Origin of the sequence: Pararoseomonas baculiformis (assembly GCF_017813395.1) — a bacterium.
Taxonomy (GTDB): domain Bacteria; phylum Pseudomonadota; class Alphaproteobacteria; order Acetobacterales; family Acetobacteraceae; genus Roseomonas; species Roseomonas baculiformis.
Genome location: NZ_JAGIZB010000011.1, coordinates 161,036 through 180,770 on the forward strand (window position 1 = coordinate 161,036; position 19,735 = coordinate 180,770).

At 70.9% G+C, this 19,735-nt stretch carries 21 protein-coding genes; 17 read left to right on the forward strand and 4 right to left on the reverse strand.

What is annotated here, in order from left to right; all coding sequences use genetic code 11:
• The first annotated feature begins 7 nt into the window (after window positions 1-7).
• The 3 genes from J8J14_RS13385 to J8J14_RS13395 all read left to right on the forward strand — a co-directional run bounded on the left by J8J14_RS13385 (window position 8) and on the right by J8J14_RS13395 (window position 3,133).
• Entirely contained in the window at window positions 8-976 is a 969-nt protein-coding gene (locus J8J14_RS13385) for an ABC transporter substrate-binding protein (protein ID WP_209380029.1), read from the forward strand.
• 218 nt (window positions 977-1,194) lie between these two features.
• Entirely contained in the window at window positions 1,195-1,956 is a 762-nt protein-coding gene (locus tag J8J14_RS13390) for an ABC transporter permease (protein WP_209380030.1), read from the forward strand.
• The gene (locus J8J14_RS13395; RefSeq protein WP_209380031.1) at window positions 1,949-3,133 is read left to right on the forward strand and encodes an MFS transporter; all 1,185 of its coding nucleotides are present in this window, start codon (window positions 1,949-1,951) and stop codon (window positions 3,131-3,133) included. The genes J8J14_RS13390 and J8J14_RS13395 overlap by 8 nt, the downstream gene beginning before the upstream one ends.
• 1 nt (window position 3,134) lies before the next feature.
• Here the strand turns inward: J8J14_RS13395 and J8J14_RS13400 are convergent, their stop codons facing one another.
• Together J8J14_RS13400 and J8J14_RS13405 are read right to left on the reverse strand one after the other, a co-directional pair.
• Complete coding sequence (locus J8J14_RS13400; protein ID WP_209380032.1) at window positions 3,135-3,917, reverse strand: enoyl-CoA hydratase/isomerase family protein; 783 nt, start codon at window positions 3,915-3,917, stop codon at window positions 3,135-3,137.
• A 3-nt stretch (window positions 3,918-3,920) separates the two neighbouring features.
• Window positions 3,921-5,432, reverse strand: a complete 1,512-nt coding sequence (locus J8J14_RS13405; RefSeq protein WP_209380033.1) for an aldehyde dehydrogenase family protein — start codon at window positions 5,430-5,432, stop codon at window positions 3,921-3,923.
• 212 nt (window positions 5,433-5,644) lie between these two features.
• Between J8J14_RS13405 and J8J14_RS13410 the strand changes: the two genes are divergently transcribed.
• From J8J14_RS13410 to J8J14_RS13425, 4 genes are all read left to right on the forward strand, one after another.
• Complete coding sequence (locus J8J14_RS13410; RefSeq protein WP_209380034.1) at window positions 5,645-7,072, forward strand: malonyl-CoA decarboxylase; 1,428 nt, start codon at window positions 5,645-5,647, stop codon at window positions 7,070-7,072.
• Window positions 7,069-8,289: a CaiB/BaiF CoA transferase family protein gene (locus J8J14_RS13415; protein WP_209380035.1), complete on the forward strand. Its 1,221-nt coding sequence runs from the start codon at window positions 7,069-7,071 to the stop codon at window positions 8,287-8,289. The genes J8J14_RS13410 and J8J14_RS13415 overlap by 4 nt, the downstream gene beginning before the upstream one ends.
• A 64-nt stretch (window positions 8,290-8,353) precedes the next feature.
• Window positions 8,354-9,145, forward strand: a complete 792-nt coding sequence (locus J8J14_RS13420) for an alpha/beta fold hydrolase (RefSeq protein ID WP_209380036.1) — start codon at window positions 8,354-8,356, stop codon at window positions 9,143-9,145.
• 71 nt (window positions 9,146-9,216) lie between these two features.
• The gene (locus J8J14_RS13425; RefSeq protein ID WP_209380037.1) at window positions 9,217-10,353 is read left to right on the forward strand and encodes an alpha/beta hydrolase; all 1,137 of its coding nucleotides are present in this window, start codon (window positions 9,217-9,219) and stop codon (window positions 10,351-10,353) included.
• Window positions 10,354-10,409: 56 nt separating this feature from the next.
• Here the strand turns inward: J8J14_RS13425 and hemB are convergent, their stop codons facing one another.
• Window positions 10,410-11,405 (reverse strand): porphobilinogen synthase, encoded by a 996-nt coding sequence (gene hemB, locus J8J14_RS13430; RefSeq protein ID WP_209380038.1) that lies wholly within the window; start codon window positions 11,403-11,405, stop codon window positions 10,410-10,412.
• A 71-nt stretch (window positions 11,406-11,476) separates the two neighbouring features.
• Between hemB and J8J14_RS13435 the strand changes: the two genes are divergently transcribed.
• The 10 genes from J8J14_RS13435 to thiL all read left to right on the forward strand — a co-directional run bounded on the left by J8J14_RS13435 (window position 11,477) and on the right by thiL (window position 19,535).
• On the forward strand, window positions 11,477-12,298 hold the full coding sequence (locus tag J8J14_RS13435) for a dienelactone hydrolase family protein (RefSeq protein ID WP_209380039.1): 822 nt from the start codon (window positions 11,477-11,479) through the stop codon (window positions 12,296-12,298).
• Window positions 12,299-12,382: 84 nt separating this feature from the next.
• Window positions 12,383-12,841 (forward strand): ribose 5-phosphate isomerase B, encoded by a 459-nt coding sequence (rpiB, locus tag J8J14_RS13440; protein WP_209380040.1) that lies wholly within the window; start codon window positions 12,383-12,385, stop codon window positions 12,839-12,841.
• Window positions 12,838-14,142 (forward strand): serine hydroxymethyltransferase, encoded by a 1,305-nt coding sequence (gene glyA / locus J8J14_RS13445; protein ID WP_209380041.1) that lies wholly within the window; start codon window positions 12,838-12,840, stop codon window positions 14,140-14,142. Before rpiB ends, glyA begins: the two co-directional genes overlap by 4 nt.
• Window positions 14,143-14,156: 14 nt before the next feature.
• Window positions 14,157-14,609 carry a transcriptional regulator NrdR gene (gene nrdR / locus J8J14_RS13450; protein ID WP_209380042.1) on the forward strand — a complete coding sequence of 151 codons (453 nt, stop codon included), beginning with the start codon at window positions 14,157-14,159 and terminating at the stop codon, window positions 14,607-14,609.
• A gap of 22 nt (window positions 14,610-14,631) precedes the next feature.
• On the forward strand, window positions 14,632-15,753 hold the full coding sequence (gene ribD, locus J8J14_RS13455; RefSeq protein WP_456307519.1) for a bifunctional diaminohydroxyphosphoribosylaminopyrimidine deaminase/5-amino-6-(5-phosphoribosylamino)uracil reductase RibD: 1,122 nt from the start codon (window positions 14,632-14,634) through the stop codon (window positions 15,751-15,753).
• An 80-nt stretch (window positions 15,754-15,833) separates the two neighbouring features.
• Window positions 15,834-16,448 (forward strand): riboflavin synthase, encoded by a 615-nt coding sequence (locus J8J14_RS13460; protein ID WP_209380043.1) that lies wholly within the window; start codon window positions 15,834-15,836, stop codon window positions 16,446-16,448.
• The gene (gene ribB, locus J8J14_RS13465) at window positions 16,445-17,563 is read left to right on the forward strand and encodes a 3,4-dihydroxy-2-butanone-4-phosphate synthase (protein WP_209380044.1); all 1,119 of its coding nucleotides are present in this window, start codon (window positions 16,445-16,447) and stop codon (window positions 17,561-17,563) included. The genes J8J14_RS13460 and ribB overlap by 4 nt, the downstream gene beginning before the upstream one ends.
• Window positions 17,560-18,042 (forward strand): 6,7-dimethyl-8-ribityllumazine synthase, encoded by a 483-nt coding sequence (ribH, locus tag J8J14_RS13470; protein WP_209380045.1) that lies wholly within the window; start codon window positions 17,560-17,562, stop codon window positions 18,040-18,042. Before ribB ends, ribH begins: the two co-directional genes overlap by 4 nt.
• On the forward strand, window positions 18,039-18,548 hold the full coding sequence (gene nusB / locus J8J14_RS13475; RefSeq protein ID WP_209380046.1) for a transcription antitermination factor NusB: 510 nt from the start codon (window positions 18,039-18,041) through the stop codon (window positions 18,546-18,548). Before ribH ends, nusB begins: the two co-directional genes overlap by 4 nt.
• An 18-nt stretch (window positions 18,549-18,566) precedes the next feature.
• Entirely contained in the window at window positions 18,567-19,535 is a 969-nt protein-coding gene (thiL, locus tag J8J14_RS13480) for a thiamine-phosphate kinase (protein ID WP_209380047.1), read from the forward strand.
• Between the two features lie 15 nt (window positions 19,536-19,550).
• Here thiL and J8J14_RS13485 read toward each other — a convergent pair.
• On the reverse strand, window positions 19,551-19,735 hold a 185-nt coding region (locus J8J14_RS13485; protein ID WP_456307520.1), incomplete at its 5' end, for a hypothetical protein.

Consider the following 19,735-nt stretch of genomic DNA (forward strand, 5'->3'; position numbering starts at 1 on the left):
CGAGAGAATGAACGAGATCACCCGCCGCGCCGCGCTCGGCGCCACCCTCGCCCTTCCGCTCGCCGCGCCGGCGCTGAAGGCGCAGGGCCTCACCCGGCTGCGTGTCAGCGTCATCCCCGTGCTGGACGTGGCGCCGCTGCATGCGGCCATCGCCCAGGGCTATTTCCGCGAGGAAGGGCTGGAGATCGACACCTCCACGACGGCGGGCGGCGCGACCGGCCTGCCCGGCGTGGTTGCAGGGCAGTTCCGTATCGCCTTCACCAACACGGTTTCCGCGCTTCTGGGCGTGCGCGAGGGGTTGGATTTCCGCTTCGTCGCGGCCGCCGTGCGCTCCCAGCCCAACCCGCCGGACACGATGGCGATCCTTGTCCGCAAGGGTTCGGGCATCACCAACGGCAAGGGGCTGGAGGGCAAGCGCGTGGCCTCCAACACGCGCAACAACATCGTCTGGCTGCGCGGCATGGCCTGGATCGAGAAGACCGGTGGCGACTGGAGGAAGGTGAACGCGGTGGAGGTGCCCTTCCCGCAGATGGCCGATGCGCTAGCGGGCGGGCAGATCGATGCCGGGCTGTTCAGCGAGCCCTTCGTCACGGCCGCGCTGCAGACCCATGGCGACAAGCTGGAGCGCATCGGCTGGTTCATCCAGGAAACCGCGCCCAACTCCTCCGTCGCGCATTACGTGGCGATGAAGGAGGATGCCGAGCGCAACCCGGAGATCTTCGAGCGCTTCGCCCGCGCCCTGGCGAAGGGCACGGACTGGGTGAATGCGCGGCTGGGCCAGCCGGAGTTGCTGGAGCTGATCTCCGGTTTCTCCCGCGTGCCGGTGGCGCGGCTGAAAGATTGCGCCTTCACCGTCTATGTGAAGCAGATCACCGAGGCCGAGATCGCGGAGGTGATCGCCACCATGACGAAATTTGGCCTGGGCGGGCGCTATCCTGCGCCCGACCAGCTGATCTTCCGCACCGCCAAGGCCTGAGGGATTGGGATCGCGCGGTCTTTCCTCATGGATGCACGCACCGGCGGGCCCGTTCCTGGACCGGGCGGGGCTGCCGGCGCCGCCGCATCGGTGCGGGAGACCCTGCGCATGACCCGCCCCAAAGCTTGCCCCGCTTCGCGCGGAGCCATGCTGCGCCACGGGCTCACCGGCCGCTCTCCGGCCGGCGCGGGGCCGATTGATCGAACAGCACGGGTGTGATGCGCCGTCCGACCTCTGGCTTCTGGCTTGTCCTGGCGCTCTTCCTCCTCTGGGAGGTTTCGGCCCGCACGGGGATGGTGGACAGTCCGAACTGGCCACCCTTCTCCCAGGTGCTGGCCGCCCTGGCGCGGGACACGCTCTCGGGCGAGATCCCGCTTCTGGTGGGCTCCACACTCGCACGCATGTTCGCGGGGCTGGCCGCGGGTACGGTGGTGGGCGTGGCGGTCGGGCTGCTCTTCGGGGCCAGCCGCCTGGCGACGCGCGTGCTCGGGCCGACGGTTGAACTGGTTCGCCCCATCCCGATTCCGGCCATCATCCCGCCGCTCGTGCTCTTCCTCGGCCTCGACAACGGGATGAAGATCACGATCGCCGCCGTGACCGCCTTCTTTCCCGTGCTGACCAACACGGCGCAGGGGCTGCGGGCGGTTGAGGCAGACCAGCTGGCCATGGCCCGCACCTTCGGCGTGCCGGCCTGGCGGCGCCTCTTCCTCGTCACCCTTCCGGCGATCCTGCCCTATGTCATGGCCGGGCTGCGGGTGGCGCTGGCTTTGGCGCTCGTCACCACCGTGGTGGCCGAGATGATCGCGGGCGAGCAGGGCGTGGGCCATTACCTCGTCCTGATGCAGTTCGCCGGGCGGGCGGAGGAGATGTACGCGGCCGTGCTGGTGCTGGCCCTGCTGGGCTATGCGCTGAATCGCGGCTTCCTCTGGCTGGAGCGGCGACTGATTGGCTGGTTCTTCGCCACGGGCCGGGATGGCTGAGCGGGCCATCCCGCCTGCGGTGACGCGTTGGGCGGAGATCGGCGCGCTGGTGGCGGCGGGGGTGGCGGCGGCGCTTCAGTTCGGTAAGGTCGCGCCCTCACTCCTTGCGATCGGCGCGGATCTTGGCATCGGCCTGGGCGGCGCGGCGGGGCTGCTTTCCGTCTTCGCGCTCATGGCGGCGGGGTTCGGGCTGCCGGCCGGGCTCGTGGCGGCGCGGGCCGGCGTGCGCCGCGTGCTGCTGGCCGGGCTGTGGGTCCTCGGCGCCGCTGGGCTCGCCGCCGCCGCCGCGCCCGGGCCGGTGCTGCTCTATGCCTGCCGTGTCGCCGAAGGTGCCGCCTTCCTCGCCGTGGTGGTCTCGGCTCCGACGCTGGTGGCGGCGCGGGCCGCCGCGGCGGATCGTTCGCTCGCCATGACCTGGTGGAGCGCCTTCATGCCCAGCGGGATCGCCCTGGGCATGTTGATGGCGCCGCTGGTGGAAGGGCTGGGTTGGCGAGCCGCCTGGGCCGTGATGGCACTGCTGCCCTGGGCCGCCGCCCTGGCAGCTGGGGTGCTGCTGCCCCCCTCCGCCGGCCGCCCGGCGGAGGGAGGGGCGGGGGTCCGCGTCCGCGTGGCGGCCCTCTGGCGCGCGCGGTTGCCCTTCTTCGTGGCCACGGCCTTTGCCGGCTATGCGGTCGTGTATTTCGGCATCGCCGGCTTCCTTCCGGCGCGGCTGGTCGAGGGCTTCGGGCTTTCCCTGCCGCTCGCCGGGCTGGCCGGCGCGGCGGCGGCGCTGTTCAACATCGCCGGGAACCTTGCCGCGGGCCGATTGCTCCGGCGTGGCTGGCAGGCTCCGGCCCTGGTCATGGCGGCAGGGGCGGCCATGACCTTGCTTTCGGCCGGAACCTTCACCTTGCCCTTCTCGCTGCCGCTCACCGTCGCGGCGGCGCTGCTGGCTTCGGGCATCGGGGGCGTGATCCCGGCCTCGCTCTTCTCCCTGGCGCCGCGCAGCGTGGCGGACCCGGCGTTGACCGGCCCGGCGCTGGGGCTGGTGGTCCAGTGCAACAATATCGGCTCGGTCCTGGCGCCGCTCGCCATCGCCAGCATGGCGCGGATCGACTGGGCCCTGGCAGCGCTGCCGCTGCTGGCGGCCGGGGCCGCGCTTCTGCTTCTGGCCCGCCCGCTCCGGCGGATCGGGTGAGCTAGCGCCCGCTGAAACGGGGCGGGCGCTTCTCCATCCAGGCGGTGCGGCCTTCGGTCAAGTCCTCGGATGCCCGCACCTGCCGCATGGTGGTGAGGATCGCATCCAGATCGGGATTCCCGCGCGCGATGTCGTTCAGCGACCGCTTCATTCCCTGCACGGCCAGGGGGGCGTTGGCCGCAAGGACCGCGGCCAGCCCGGCAACCCTGTCCTGAAGTGCCTCGGGCGCCACCAGTTCCGTGAGGAAGCCGATGCGCAGCATCTCCTCAGCCTCCAGCCGCTCCGCCGTGAGGAAAAGGCGCTTGGCGGCGTTCAGGCCGAGGCGGCTGACATAGCGCTGCATGCCGCTGGGATAGTAGTGCAGCCCCAGCCGCGCCGCCGGCATGAACATCGCCATGCCCGTGACCCCGATCCGGAAGTCGCAGGCCAGGGCGAGATCCGTCGAGCCACCATAGACCCCGCCCTGCAGGGCGCAGATCGTCGGGACGCGCAGATTCTCCAGCCGGTCCACCAGCCTGCCGAAGCTCGACTCATCCTGCCTGCCGGAGGAGCCGAGCTCGCCGATATGGAAGCCCGAGCTGAAGGAGCGCCCGGTGGCCGTGAGGACCGCCACGCGGAGCGAGGGCTCGGCCGCGATCGCTTCCAGCAGCCCTTCCAGCGCCACGATGTCGTCCGGCTCGATGCGGTTATGCACCGCCGGCCGGTTCAGCCGGATGGTGGCGACCATGCCCTCGATCGAGAGGGTCGGAATCCCCGGCACCGTCGCCTCCACCTCGTCCCTCATCGCTCAGCCCATGTTCACCATGATGGTCTTCTTATGGGTGAAGTGCTCCAGCATGGCCTCGAGCGACGCCTCCTTCCCCAGGCCGGAGGACTTCACGCCGCCGTAGGAGAGGTTGGCCTGCACGACGAGGTTCTGGTTGATCTGCACCAGCCCGGCCTCGAGCTTGTGCGCCAGGTTGAGCCCGACCTTGAGGTTATTGGTCCAGAGGCTCGCGGCCAGCCCGTACTCGCTGTCATTCGCCTCCTCCAGCACCGCCTCGGGGTCGTCGAAGGGGAAGATGCAGGTGACCGGGCCAAAGATCTCCTCGCGCACCAGGCGGCTGTCCTTGCCCAGGCCGGTGAAGATATGCGGCTGGATGAACAGGCCCTTCCTCAGCGCGGGATCGGAAGGCATGGCGGAGCAGGCGCGGCCATTGGCGCCGGCCGTCGCCCTGCCTTCCTCGATGAAGCCGCGGACCTTCTCGAACTGGCCGTCCGAGATGATGGTGCCGATATCCGTCTTCTCGTCCAGCGGGTCGCCCATGACCATCTGGTCCACGCGCTCGGCCATGGCATCCACGAACTTCTGGAAGATCGGGCGCTCGACATAGATGCGGCTCGCCGCCGTGCAGCTCTGGCCCTGGCGCGTGAAGCGCATGGAGGTGAGGGCGCCGGCCAGCGTCTTGTCGAAGTCGCAATCCGCGAAGACGATCATGGGGGACTTGCCGCCCAGTTCCAGCGTCACCGGGATCAACTTCTCGGCCGCGGTCCGGTACACGATCTTCCCGGTCTCGACCGAACCGGTGAAGGTCACCTTTCGCACCTTGGGGTGCGCCACCAGCGGCGCGCCGCATTCCGGGCCGAAGCCGGAAACCATGTTGAACACGCCCGCCGGCAGGATGCGGTTCATCAGCTCGCAGATGCGCAGCACCGCCAGCGGCGCCTCCTCCGCGCTCTTCACCACCACCGCGTTGCCGGCCACCAGCGCGGGCGCCACCTTCAGCGCCATCAGCAGCATGGGCACGTTCCAGGGGATGATGGCCCCCACCACGCCCAGCGGCTCGCGCACCGTCACGGACAGGACATCCGGCGCGAAGGGCACGGTCTCGCCCTTCAGCTCGCCGCCCAGCCCGCCGAAGAATTCCAGGATGTCGGCGACGGTGTTCGCCTCCACCCGGCTTTCCGTCCGCAGCGCCTTGCCCGTCTCCAGCGCGATCAGGCGGCCGAGCTCCTCCACATGGGCGCGCATCAGGGCGGCGCACTGGGCCACCAGCGCACCGCGCTTGCGCGCCGGCATCCGGGCCCATTCCTTCTGGGCACGGGCGGCGTCCTCCACCGCGGCGTCCACATCGGCGGCGTCACCCTCGGCGGCGCGCGCCACCTCCTCGCCGGTCGCGGGGTTCACCACGGCGAAGCTCTTGCCCGAGCGCGCGGGCACGTAGCGGCCCCCGATGAAATGCTGGCCCGAGAGGGCCTTGGCCAGGACGAAGGGGTCGGTCGTCGGCGCCTCGGGGGTGGGGTGGGGGCGGTCGAGCATTGGAGTTTCCTCATCCGTTCCGGCGGAAGGCGGGAAAGTGCCCCCGCCGGGGATTTGCCGCAAGGCGGGCCTGTCCTGGCGGAAGCGTGCCTTGCCCGCGCGGGGCCGGGAAGCCAATCTGGCAGCCCCGGCGCCCGTGAGCGCCCGAGCCATCCCGGCGCGCCTTTGCGCCGGCCCCCCCTGGCGCCCGGCAGCGCCCAACGGAGGACTGTATGTCCGAGGCTGCGACGACCATCGAGCGTACCCCCGAGGATCAGGAGACCCGGGAGCCCGCCCCGGCCGCCGCACGCTCCTGGATCGAACGCCTCTGGTCGTCCATCGCCGATCGCGGGCGCCTCTTCGCCTCGGTCCCCAATGATTCCGCGCCGCCGCTGGAGCGCGCCAAGAGCCTCACCGAGGCCCTGCTCACCGAGCGCGGGGAGGCCTCCGGCGCCGCCGTCGCGCGGGAGGTGATGTTGGCGCTGCGGGACCTCGCCCCGGCGGACCGGGCCGCCTTCCACCTCTTCCTCGCCACGAGCTTCGACGCGAAGCCGGAGCCGCTGCGCGAGGCGGCCGAGGCCTATCTGGCCGATCCCAGCCCGAAGAACGCCACCCGCCTGGCCCGCGCCGCGGAGCCGCCGCGGCAGGAGCTGCTGCGGCGCATGAACATGTCGCCGGGCGGCACGGCCGCGCTGGTGGAGCTGCGCCGCCAGCTCCTGCACGAGATGCGCGACGAGCCGGCGCTGAAGCCGCTTGAGGCGGACCTCCACCATCTCTTCGTCTCCTGGTTCAACCGTGGCTTCCTCCAGCTGCGGCGCATCGACTGGCAGACCCCGGCCGCCGTCCTGGAGAAGATCATCCGCTACGAGGCGGTGCATGAAATCGCCGGCTGGCACGACCTGCGGCGCCGCCTGGCCGCCGACCGCCGCTGCTACGGCTTCTTCCACCCCGCCCTCCCGGACGAGCCGCTGATCTTCGTGGAGGTGGCGCTGGTGCCGGGCCTTGCCGCCTCGGTCCAGCCATTGCTGGACACGGAGCACGAGGCCGGCGCCGAGCAGCGCGCCGCCGAGGCCGACACGGCCATCTTCTACTCCATCTCCAACTGCCAGGATGGGTTGCGCGGCATCTCCTTCGGCAACTTCCTCATCAAGCAGGTGGTGGAGGACCTGAAGGCGGAGCTGCCGCAGCTCACCCGCTTCTCCACCCTCTCGCCCATTCCCGGCTTCCGCCGCTGGCTGGAGAAGCGCATGGCCGTGGAGGGTTCGCCGGAGGCTGAGCTCGCCTCCCAGCTCTCCGGGCCGGACTGGTGGCAGGATCCCGCGCTGGCGGACGCGCTACGCACGCCGCTGCTGCGACTCTGCGCCGAATTCCTTACCAATCCCGGCGACCGGATGGATCCGGTGGCGCGCTTCCACCTGGGCAATGGCGCGCGGCTGGAGCGGATCAACTGGCTGGGCAATACCGCGCCCCGCGGCATGCAGGAATCCTACGGTCTGATGGTCAACTATCTGTACGAACGCGAAGAGATCGAGCGGAACCACGAGGCCTTCGCGCGTGGCGGCACGGTCGTGCGCTCCGGCGCGGTGGACGCGCTGCTCACCCCGCCGAAGGGCGCTCCGGGCAGGAAGCCGCGCGCCAGCACGAAGGGCACCGGCGCATGAGCGCGACCCTTGCCGGCGCCCTTCCCGCGGGCGCGCTGAACGGGCTGAAGGTGCTCGACCTCACCCGCGTCCTTGCTGGTCCCACCTGCACGCAGATGCTCGGTGATCTCGGTGCCGAGGTGATTAAGATCGAGCGCCCGGGCGCCGGCGACGACACGCGCGGCTTCGCGCCGCCCTATGTGCCGAACACGCGGGAGAGCGCCTATTTCGTCGGCGTGAACCGCAACAAGAAGTCGGTGACGCTGGACATCGCCAAGCCCGAGGGGCAGGCGATCATCCACAGGCTGCTCGGCGAGTGCGACATCCTGGTGGAGAACTTCAAGGTCGGCGCCCTGGCCAAGTACGGGCTGGGCTGGGACGACCTGAAGGACCGGTACCCGCGGCTGATCTACTGCTCCATCACCGGCTTCGGGCAGACCGGCCCCTATGCGCCGCGCCCGGGCTATGACGCGCTGATCCAGGCCATGGGTGGCGTGATGTCGCTGACCGGCGAGATCGAGGGCGAGCCGCAGAAGGTGGGCGTTCCCGTCGCGGATCTCTTCTCCGGCCTCTATGGCTGTATCGGCGTGCTGGCGGCGGTGAACCATCGCCACGCGACGGGGCAGGGGCAGCGCATCGATATCGGCATGCTGGACACCAGCGTCGCCTGGCTGGCCAACCAGGCCTCCAACTTCATCGCCACCGGCGAGAACCCGCCGCGCCTCGGCAACCAGCACCCGAACATCGTCCCCTACCAGGTCTTCCCGAGCAAGGACGGCTACATCGTGCTCTCCGTCGGCAATGACCCGACCTTCGAGCGCTTCTGCAAGCTGACCGGCCAGGAGGCGCTGCTGCAGGATGAGCGCTTCGCCACCAATGCCGCGCGCGTGCAGAACCGCCAGCTCGTCACCGACACGCTGACCCCGGTGATGCGGAGCCGCACCACCAAGGAATGGGTGGCGGCGCTGGAGGCGGCGAAGATCGGCTGCGGCCCGATCAACACGCTGAAGGACGTGTTCGAGGACCCGCATGTGAAGGCCCGCGAAGTGATCGTGGACATGGACCATGCGAGCGGCGAGCGCGTGCAGGTCATCGCCAACCCCGTCCGGCTTTCCGCGACGCCGCCGAGCTATCGCAGCGCGGCCCCCATCCTTGGCCAGCATACGGAGGAGGTGCTGGGGCAACTGGGCCTGGGCGCCGACGAGGTGGCGAAGCTGCGCGAGGGTGGCGTTGTCTAGGGAAGGCGGTTCCCTGTCGCCGCGGCCCGGGGCGTTCCGCTGCCAGGTCGGGCCGCTCCAGGCCATGCTGCGCTGGGTGGAATGGGGCCCGGTGGACGGGATGCCCGTTGTCTGCGTGCATGGGCTGACGCGCAACGGCCGGGACTTCGATGTCCTGGCCCTTCGCCTGGCCAGCCAGGGCCGCCGTGTCATCTGCCCCGATGTGTTCGGGCGCGGCTTCAGCGACTGGCTGCCGGACGGCAAGCTCTATGCCGTGCCGACCTATGCGCTCGCCTTCCAGCAGTTCCTCGTGCAGCTGCCCGGTCCCTTCGACTGGGTGGGCACCTCGATGGGCGGGCTGATCGGCATGGGAATCGGCGCCATGTCCGGCGTGGCGCCGCGGCGCATGGTGCTGAACGATGTCGGGCCCTTCCTTCCCGCCCATGCGTTGCAGCGCATCGCCACCTATCTCGGGCTTCGCCCGGAATTCACGCGCATCGATGAGGTGGAAGCGCATCTGCGCCTGGTGCATGCCGGCTTCGGGCGGCTGCCCGATGCCGCCTGGCGGCACATGGCGGAAACCAGCGCGCGGCGCACGGCGGCAGGCCGGCTGGTCCTGCATTACGACCCCGCCATCGCGGAGCCGCTGCTGGGCGGGCCGATCACCGATGTGGATCTCTGGCCGGTCTGGCAGACGCTGAGGCAGCCCATCCTTGTCCTGCGCGGCGCGGAGAGCGACCTGCTGGACGAAGCCACAGCTACCGCCATGGCCGCGCGGGCGGACACGCAGCTCGCCACCTTTAGAGATTGCGGCCATGCGCCGGGCCTGATCGATCCCGCGCAGACCGCGCCGATCCTGGAATTCCTCTCCGCCTGAGGCTGGCAACCGCGCTGCCACCGTGACGTTCCAGCCCCAATGCCCAAGCGGCATGGTTGGAGAATCCCCGCATGACGAGTGTTTCGCGCCGCGGCGCATTGCTGCTGCCCCTGGGCCTTGCCGCCTTTGCCTCGGCCTGCGCGCCGCAGGATCCCACGATGATGATGCCGGCCGATCCGTCCGGCCGCGCTGATCCGGAGCAGCGCGCCCTGCTCGAGACGCTGCAGCGGCTGAACCCGCGCCCGATCGAGGCGCTGAGCGCCGCCGAGGCGCGCCGGCAGCCCTCCTATGCCGATGCGGTGAAGGTGCGCGCAAGGGAGCTGGCCAACACCAACCCCGGCCGCGTGATCGGCAGCTTCGAGGACATCACGATCAGCACGCTGCCCGCGCCGCTGCGTGCGCGGCTGTACCGCCCGATCGTGGCGCATAGCCGCCCGCTGCCGCTCATCGTGTATTTCCATGGCGGTGGCTGGGTGATCGCGGATATCGAAACCTATGATTTCTCCGCCCGCGCGCTGAGCAGGCTGAGCGAGGCGCTGGTTCTCTCGGTTCACTATCGCCAGGGCCCGGAGTTCCGCTTCCCGACCGCCCATGACGACGCGAATGCGGCCTATGCCTGGGCCGTGCGCAACGCGGCCTCCCTTGGGGCCGATCCCGGCCGCATCGCGGTGGCCGGCGAAAGCGCGGGTGGTAACCTTGCCCTGAACACGGCCATTCTCGCGCGTGACACCCGCCTGCCGCTGCCGCGCGCCGTGGCCGCGATCTACCCGGTGGCGGGGGTGGACCTGAACACGCCTTCCTACCAGCAATTCGCCAATGCGAAGCCGCTGAACCGGCCGGCGATCGAGTGGTTCGTGCGCAACTACACGCGCGGCCCGCAGGACCTGCAGGACCCGCGGCTCGATCTCGTCGGCAAGGCCGATCTCGCCGGCCTGCCGCCCGTGGTGCTGGTGAATGCGGAGATCGACCCGCTGGCGAGCGACGGGCAGCGCCTGGCCGAGAAGCTCCGCGCCGCCGGCGTTCCCGTTGCCCACCGGCTCTATCCCGGCGTGACGCATGAGTTCTTCGGCGCGGATGCCGTGCTCACCCGCGCGCGGGAGGCGCAGGAATTCGTGGGCGCCGAGATGCAGCGCATCTTCGCAGCCCCGGCCGCTGCCACGGCTCCAGCACCGGCCGGCCGGCGGCCGATGCGTCGTCCTGCGATGTAGGGACATGGGCCCGGGGGAGCGATCCCCCGGCCTTTCTGCGGGATGCGCGCCCGGGCTCAGCCCGCGCGCAGGCGCCTTGCGGCGTCCACGGCGAAATAGGTCAGCACGCCATCGGCCCCGGCGCGGCGGAAGGCCATCAGGCTCTCCATCATCGCTTTCTCCCGGTCGATCCAGCCATTCGCGGCGGCAGCCTCGATCATCGCGTACTCACCGCTCACCTGGTAGGCGAAGGTTGGTACGCGGAACTCCTCCTTCACGCGCCGGATGATGTCGAGATAGGGCATGCCCGGCTTCACCATCACCATGTCCGCCCCTTCCGCCAGGTCGGCCGCCACCTCGCGGATCGCCTCGTCCGAATTGGCCGGGTTCATCTGGTAGGTCTTCTTGTCGCCCTTCAGCGCGCCGCCCGAGCCCACCGCATCGCGGAAGGGACCGTAGAAGGCGGAGGCATATTTGGCGGAGTAGGACATGATCCGCGTGTTGATCAGCCCGCGCGCATCGAGCGCCTTGCGGATCTCGCCCACGCGGCCATCCATCATGTCCGACGGGGCGATGATGCCGATCCCGGCCTCGGCCTGGTTCACGGCCTGCGCCACCAGCACCTCCAGGGACTCGTCGTTGTGCACATAGCCCTGGCGGATCACGCCGTCATGGCCGTGATCCGTGTAGGGATCGAGCGCCACGTCCCCCACAAGCGCCAGGTTCGGAAAGTCCCGCGCAAGCTGCCGCGCGGCACGGCACATCAGGTTTTCCGGGTTCCGCGCCTCCGTGCCCTCCGCGTCCTTCTTCCCGGCAGGCGTCGCGGGGAACAGGGCGATGGCCGGGATGCCCAGTTCCGCCGCCGGCCCCACATGCTCGGCCAGCCGGTCCAGCGACACGCGGCGCACGCCAGGCATGGAGGCCACTGGCTGGTTCTGGTCCTCGCCTTCCACCAGGAAGATCGGCCAGATCAGGTCGTCCACCGACAGCCTGTTCTCGGCCACCAGGCGGCGCGTGGCCTCGTCAACGCGGTTGCGGCGGGGGCGGGAGATGGGGAAGAGCGGGTGCGTCATGCCCGCTTTTGTCGCGCCAAGCCCCGCGCGCGCCAAGAGAAACCGGGGCAGGGGAGGGGCGCTGCACCCGCATGAAGTGGCTTCTCCCCCTCGCCCTCCTGGCCGCCGGCCCCGCCCTGGCTGCCGAGCCCGTCACCATCCCCGGCCCGGCCGGGACGCCGCTGCGCGGCCTGCTCGTGCGGGCCGGCGGTGCCGGAAAGGGAATCCCGGTGGTGGCGCTGCATGGCTGCGGGGGGCTGGGCGGGCCGGGCGCGCCCCTTTCCCTCCCCCCGCGGGAGGCGGACTGGGCGGCCAGGCTCGCCGCATCGGGCCATCCCGTGCTGTTCCCGGACAGCTTCGGCAGCCGCGGTGTCACCCAGGTCTGCTCGGGCGGGGAGAAGGGCATCCTGCCCGAGACCACGCGCCGGGCCGATGCCCATGCCGCGGCCGCCTGGGCCGCCGCCCAGCCCTGGGCCGCGCCGGGCGGCGCCTTCCTGCTGGGCTGGTCCCATGGCGGCAGCACGGCGCTGGCCGCCATCGGCGCGCCGGTGCCGCCGGGGCTGCTTCGGGGCGCTGTCGCGCTCTATCCCGGCTGCGCCCGGCCCGGGCAGCAACCGCCGCCCTGGCGCCCCGCAGCCCCGGTGCTGATGCTCCTGGGCGGTGCCGATGACTGGACGCCGCCCGGGCCTTGCCGCCTGGCGGCGGAGCGCGCCCGCCCGGCCCCGGTGGAAGTGGTGGAGTATCCCCGCGCCGCCCATGGCTTCGACCAGCCCGGCATGCCCGTGCGCAGCCTGTCCGGGCTGGACATGACGGCCCGGGGAGACGGCACCGCCCGCATGGGAACGGATGAGGCGGCGCGGGCCGATGCGCTGCGGCGGGTGCCCGCCTTCCTTGCCGCCCATGGGGCCCCCTGATCGCGGAGCCATGCATGGCGGACCCGTTCCCAAGGAGTGGCGGCGCCGTTCCACCCCCGGCCCTACCCGTGGTAGAGCGCCGCCATGACTGCCCCCCTGACCATTGCTGTCGGCGCCGACCATGCCGGCCTCGCCCTCAAGGCCACCCTCCGCCAGGCGCTGGAGGAAGCGGGCCATTCCGTCCTCGACATGGGCACCCATGGCCCGGAGAGCGTGGACTACCCTGATTTCGGCCATGCGGTGGCGGAGGCCGTGCATGCCGGCCGGGCCCGCTTCGGCCTGCTGGTCTGCGGCACAGGCATCGGCATCTCCATCGCCGCCAACCGGCTGCCCGGCATCCGCTGCGCCCTTGTGCATGACGTGACCGGCGCGCGGCTTTCGCGCGAGCACAACGATGCCAATGTGATCGCCTTCGGCGCCCGCATGACGGGGCCGGAACCGGCGCTGGAGGCCCTGCGCGCCTTCCTCGCCACGCCCTATGCCGGCGGCCGCCATGACCGCCGGGTCCTGAAGCTCTCTCCGGACTGGACCCGCACGCCGTGAACGACCAGACCCCCGCCGCCAGCACCGACCGCTTCTACAACGCCCCGCTCTCGGAGATTGATCCCGAGATCGCCGAGGTGATCTCCCGCGAGCTGGTCCGCCAGCAGGACGGGATCGAGCTGATCGCGTCCGAGAACATCGTCTCCCGCGCCGTGCTGGAGGCCCAGGGCTCGGTCCTGACGAACAAATACGCCGAGGGCCTGCCGGGCAAGCGCTACTATGGCGGCTGCGAGGTGGTGGACATCGCCGAGACGCTGGCGATCGAGCGCGCCAAGAAGCTGTTCGGTTGCGGCTACGCCAACGTGCAGCCCCATTCGGGGGCCCAGGCCAATGCGGCCGTGTTCTTCGCGCTGCTGCAGCCCGGCGACACCTTCATGGGGCTGGACCTCGCCGCTGGCGGGCATCTCTCCCATGGCTCGCCGGTCAACATGTCCGGCAAGTGGTTCAAGGTCGCACCCTACACGGTGCGGCGCGAGGACCAGCGGATCGACATGGACGAGGTCGCGCGCATCGCCCGGGAATCCCGCCCGAAGCTGATCCTGGCCGGCGGCTCCGCCTATGCCCGCGAATGGGACTTCCCCCGCTTCCGCGAGATCGCGGACGAGGTGGGCGCCATCTTCATGGTGGACATCGCCCATTTCGCCGGGCTGGTGGCCGGCGGCGCGCATTCCTCGCCCTTTCCCCATGCCCATGTGGTGACCACCACCACCCACAAGACCCTGCGCGGGCCGCGTGGCGGCATGATCCTCACGGATGACGAGGCGCTGGCGAAGAAGCTGAACTCGGCCGTCTTCCCGGGCACCCAGGGCGGGCCGCTGATGCATGTCATCGCCGCCAAGGCCGTCGCCTTCGGCGAGGCGCTGCGGCCGGAGTTCCGCTCCTACGCCCGCGCCGTGGTGGACAATGCCCGCGCCCTGGCGGATGAACTGCGCGAGCAGGGCTTCGGCCTCGTCACCGGCGGGACGGACAACCACCTCGTGCTGGTGGACCTTCGCCCGAAGAACCTGACGGGCAAGGCCGCCGAGGCCGCGCTTGGCCGGGCGCACCTGACGGTGAACAAGAACGCCATTCCCTTCGATCCGGAGAAGCCCTTCGTCACCTCCGGCGTGCGGCTGGGCTCTCCCGCCGCCACGTCCCGCGGTTTCGGGACCGAGGAATTCCGCGAGGTCGGCCGCCTGATCGGGCAGGTGCTGGACGGGCTTTCCCGGTCCAACTCCCCGGAGGGGAACGAGGCGGCCGAGCGCGCGGTGGGCGAGGCGGTCCACGCTCTCTGCGCCCGCTTCCCGATCTACCGAAGCTGAGATAACCCCGCCGGATGCGCTGCCCCTTCTGCCAGTCCGAGGACACGCAGGTGAAGGACAGCCGTCCGGCCGAGGACGGTGCCGCCATCCGTCGGCGCCGTTCCTGCAATGCCTGCGGCGCCCGGTTCACCACCTTCGAGCGGGTGCAGCTGCGCGAGCTGACCGTTGTGAAGAGCGACGGAAGGCGCGTGCCCTTCGACCGGGAGAAGCTCGCCCGCTCCATCCGCGTGGCGCTGCGCAAGCGGCCGGTGGATGCGGAAAAGGTGGAGCGCATCGTCTCCGGCATCCAGCGCCGCCTGGAGTCGGAAGGGGCGGAGGAGCTGACCTCCAAGGCCATCGGCCAGCGCGTGATGGAGGTGCTGCGGGAGTTGGATCCGGTGGCCTATGTGCGTTTCGCCAGCGTTTACCAGAACTTCCGGGATGCGAAGGACTTCAACGCCTTCCTGGGCTCGCTGGACAATAGCTGAGTCCGCGAGCAAACCCGCCGCCGTGTCCGACCTAGAGCATATGCGCGCCGCCCTGGCGCTGGCCGCAAGGGGCCTGGGAAACACCTGGCCGAACCCTTCCGTAGGCTGCGTCATCGTGCGGGACGGGCGCGTGGTCGGGCGGGGTCATACCCGCCCTGGCGGCCGCCCCCATGCCGAGACCGAGGCCCTGCGCGCCGCAGCCGGCCGGACCGAGGGGGCCACGGCCTATGTCACGCTGGAGCCCTGCTGCCATTGGGGCCGCACGCCCCCCTGCACCGATGCGCTGATCGCCGCGCGGGTGGCCCGCGTGGTGGTGGCGCTGCGGGACCCCGACCCCAGGGTGGATGGGGAAGGGCTGCAGCGCCTGCGCGATGCGGGCATCGTCGTGGAGATCGGGCTGCTGGAGGATGAGGCGCGGCGGGTGAATGCCGGCTTCGTCAGGCGCCTGGAGCATGGGCTGCCCCTGGTCACGCTGAAGCTGGCCACCACGCTGGATGGGCGCATCGCCACCCGCACCGGTGAGAGCCAGTGGATCACCGGGCCCGAGGCGCGGCGCATGGCCCATGCCCTGCGCGGATGCCATGACGCGGTAATGGCGGGGAGCGGCACGCTGCTGGCCGATGACCCCGAGCTGACCTGCCGCCTGCCGGGCTTCGCCCCCCGGCCGACCGTGCGGGTGATCGCCGATGCCCGGCTCCGGACGCCGCTCGGCGCCCGGCTGTTCAACGCGGAGGCCCCGGCCTGGATCGCGACGCGCCCCGGCCACGATCCCGCGGCCCTGGCGGCGCTGGAGCAGCGCGGCGCCGAGTTCGTGGACGTGCCGCCGGCCACCGGCGGCGGCCTGGAACCGGAGGCGCTGCTGCGCGCCCTGGCCGCCAAGGGCATCAGCCGGCTCCTGGTGGAAGGTGGCGCTATCCTCTCGGCCTCGCTCCTCCGGGCCGGGCTGGTGAACCGGGTGGCCTGGTTCATGGCGCCCTCCCTGATCGGGGGTGACGGCCTTCCGGGCTTCGACAGCCTGGGCGTGGACAGGCTGGAACAGATGCCGCGGCTCCGGGTCACCTCCCGCCGGCCGGCCGGGGATGCCTGGCTGGTCGAGGCCGATGTGATCGCAAGCCCCGGGCCGCCAAACGCCGCGCCGGGCTGACCCGCGCCGTCTCCCCCTTGTCACAGGGGCTCGCGCGGGCCATCCCCTGCTCCGCACACGCCACCTGACGGAAGCCCCCCGTGTTCACCGGCATTGTCACAGCGATCGGAACAATCCGCCGCCTGACCCCCATCGGGGCAGGCCAGGACATGCGCGTGGCCATCGGAACCCCGCCGGGCTGGCTGCAGGGCGTGGCCCTGGGTGCCTCGATCTGCTGCTCCGGCTGCTGCCTGACGGTGGTGGCGCAGGAAGGCGACCTGTTCGAGGTGGAGATCTCCGCCGAAAGCCTGTCCCGCACCACCCTGGGCGGCTGGCGCGAGGGGATGCGGATCAACCTGGAGCGTTCCCTCCGCATGGGGGACGAAATGGGCGGCCATGTCGTCTCCGGCCATGTGGACGGGGTCGCCGAGGTGCTCTCCGTCACGCCCGAGAACGGGTCGCATCGCTGGCGCTTCCGCCTGCCCCCGGGGCTGGCCCGCTTCGTAGCGGAGAAGGGCAGCATCACCGTGGATGGCGTCTCCCTCACCGTGAACGAGGTGGAGGGGGAGAGCTTCGGCGTGAACCTGATCCCCCACACCACCGAGGCGACGGCGCTGGGTACGCTGGCGCCGGGCGCACGGGTGAATATCGAGATCGACATGCTGGCGCGCTATGTCGCGCGTCTCCGCCAGTTCGAGGGGCAGTCCGGGGCATGAGCACACAGCTCCACACCACCAGCTTCGCCGATTTCATCAGCCCGACCGAGGAGCTGCTGGACGAGGCCCGGCGCGGCCGCATGTTCATCCTGGTGGATGACGAGGACCGCGAGAACGAGGGCGATCTCGTCATCCCCGCCCAGTTCGCCACGCCGGATGCCGTGAACTTCATGGCCCGCCACGCGCGGGGCCTGATCTGCCTGGCCATGACCCGCCAGCGCGTGGAGCAGCTGGGCCTGCCCCTGATGGCCCAGAGCAACGGCACGCGGCACCAGACCGCTTTCACCGTCTCGATCGAGGCGAGGGACGGGGTGACCACCGGCATTTCCGCCGCGGACCGCGCGCGCACCGTGGCGGTGGCCATCAACCCGGAGATGGGGCGTGAGCACATCGTCACCCCCGGCCATGTCTTCCCGCTGGTCGCGCGGGAGGGGGGCACGCTGGTTCGGGCGGGCCATACCGAGGCGGCCGTGGACTTCGCCCGGCTGGCCGGGCTGAACCCCTCCGGCGTGATCTGCGAGATCATGAACGAGGACGGCACCATGGCCCGGATGCCGGACCTGGTGGCCTTCGCCCAGCACCATAACCTGAAGCTCGGCACCATCGCCGACCTGATCGCCCATCGCCGCCGCACGGAGCGCCTGGTGCGCCGGGTGGAGGAGGGCATGCTGGAGGATGCGCCGGGCGGCCCCTGGCGGATCGTGATCTACGCCAACACCCTGGAATACGGGGAGCACGTGGCGCTGGTGCGCGGCGACCTGGCCCGGCCCGGGCCCATTCCGGTGCGCGTGCATGCGGTGAACCTGCTGGCCGACATCACCGGCCGCAACGGCCCGAAGGACCTGCACCAGGCGATGGACCTGATCGGCCAGGAGGGAAGGGGCGTGGTGGTGCTGATCCGCGACGTGAAGGCGAGCGCCCTGTCCGAGCGCGTGCGGGCCGGCCGCGAGAAGATGGCGCCGGAACTGCGCGACTACGGCATCGGCGCCCAGATCCTGGCGGATCTCGGGGTGCGGGAGATGATCCTGCTCTCCAACCATCCGCGCCCCGTGGTCGGCCTCGAAGGCTATGGCCTGACCATCACCGATATCCGCCCGATCGGAGACGCCTCTTGAGCACGGCCGACGCCCCCCTTCGTGTCCCGCCCGAGCTTGCCGGCCCGCCGCCGCGCGTGGCGGTGATCCAGGCGCCCTATTACGCCGATGTCGTGGGCGGCATGGTGGATGGCGCCCTGGCCGTGCTGGCCGGCATCGGGTCCGAAGCCGAGGTGCTGGACGTGGCCGGCGCCTTCGAGCTGCCCGCCGCCCTGCGCCTGGCTATCCGCTCCGGCCGGTATGACGGCTATTTGCTCTTCGGCTGCGTGGTGAAGGGCGAGACGGATCATTACGACCACATCTGCCGCGAGGCCTGCCGCGGCGTGATGGACATCTCGGTGGAAACGGCCGCGCCGATCGGCTTTGGCCTGCTCACCGTGCACGACATCCAGCAGGCCATCGCCCGGTCCTCCCCGGACCGCCACAACAAGGGTGTCGAGGCCGCCAATGCCCTGATCTGGCAGATCGCGCTGGCCCGGCGCCTTGAGGAATCCGCATGAGCCAGGCGCCGAAGCGCAATCCCCGCCCCAATGCCGGCCGCCCCCGCACGGGGGCCCGCGTGGCCGCCGTGCAGGCGCTGTTCCAGTCCGAGGCGGGCGGGGAGAGCGCGGAGACCGTGATCGACCAGTTCGTGCGCCACCGGATAGGCACGCTGGGCAGCGATGCCGGCTACGAGGATGGCCGCGTGCCCCAGGCCGACGTGCCGCTGTTCAGCAAGATCGTACGCGGTGCGGCGAAGAATGCCGAAACGATCGATGCCGCCATCTCCGGCCATCTTTCGGGCACATGGACACTGGACCGGCTGGACCCGGTGCTCCGCGCCCTCCTGCGCGCCGCCGCTACCGAGTTCTGGGGCGCTGCCGACACCCCCGCGCGCGTGGTGATCAACGAGTACATGGACATCGCCCACGGCTTCTTCGACGGAGAGGAGCCGCGCTTCGCGAATGGCGTGCTGGACGCCCTGGCGCGGCAGATGCGCGGGGATGAGTTCCAGCCCAAGACCTGAACGCCACGCCGGACCCCCATGAGCCTGCCGCCGGAATTCGCGCTGATCGCCCGGCATTTCCGCGGGCTTGCGGGGGAGGGGGCGCTGGACCTGTCCGATGACGCCGCCCTGCTGGCGCCGCCCCCGGGGCGGGAGCTGGTGCTGGCGGCGGATGCCATGGTCGAAGGTGTCCACTACCTTCCGGATGACCCGCCGGAGACGATCGGCCGCAAGCTGCTCCGGGTGAATCTCTCCGACCTCGCCGCCATGGGCGCCGAGCCCCTGGCCTATCTGATGACCACCGCCCTTCCGCGCGGCACCACGGCGGAATGGCTGGAGGGCTTCGCGGCCGGGCTGGCGGCGGACCAGCGTGAATTCGGGCTGCAGGTGCTGGGCGGGGACACGGTTTCCATCCCCGGTCCGGCCTGCCTGTCCCTGACCATCCTCGGCACTGTGCCGCCCGGCCTCGCCCTGCGGCGCAACGGCGCGCGGGCGGGGGATGATCTCTGGGTTTCAGGCACGATCGGTGACGGGGCGCTGGGCCTGGCCGTGCTTCAGGGGCGCGCGCCGGCGGATGCGGCGGGCCATCTCGCCCGGCGCTACCGGTTGCCGGAGCCGCGCCTAGCGCTTGGCCGGGCGCTACGCGGGCTGGCCCATGCGGCCATGGATGTCTCGGACGGGCTGGCGCAGGATCTCGGCCATCTCTGCCGCGCCTCCAACCTCGGAGCCATGCTGGAACTCGGCTCGATCCCGCTATCGGAGCCGGCGCGCGGGTTCATCCAAGACGACGCCACCTGGCTGCCCCGGCTCGCCACCGGCGGCGACGATTACGAGCTTCTCTTCGCGGCGGATCCGGCCGACGCAGCACGCATCCTTGCCGCGGCAGATGCGGCAGGCACGCCTGTTGCGCGTATCGGGCGATTTACGTTGGGGGCGCCGGGAGTGACGGTCCTCGGGCCGGATGGGCAGGCCATGGCTCTGCCGCGGGGTGGGTGGAGCCACTTCTAAGCTCGACTTTGGCCATCACGCGGCGTGGCAGATGGCGTAAGCCAGGGCGCGTTGCAGGGCTGGGCGGGGTTTTGCGCTGTGGGTGCTGCGCCGCGACGTGAGCAAACCCTGCTCTCGCCAGATATGACGTCGCACGGCGGCGAGGGTGTCGCTGAAGGTTGGACGTGGTTTGCGGTACCAGGCACTGCTGGCCGCGGCTT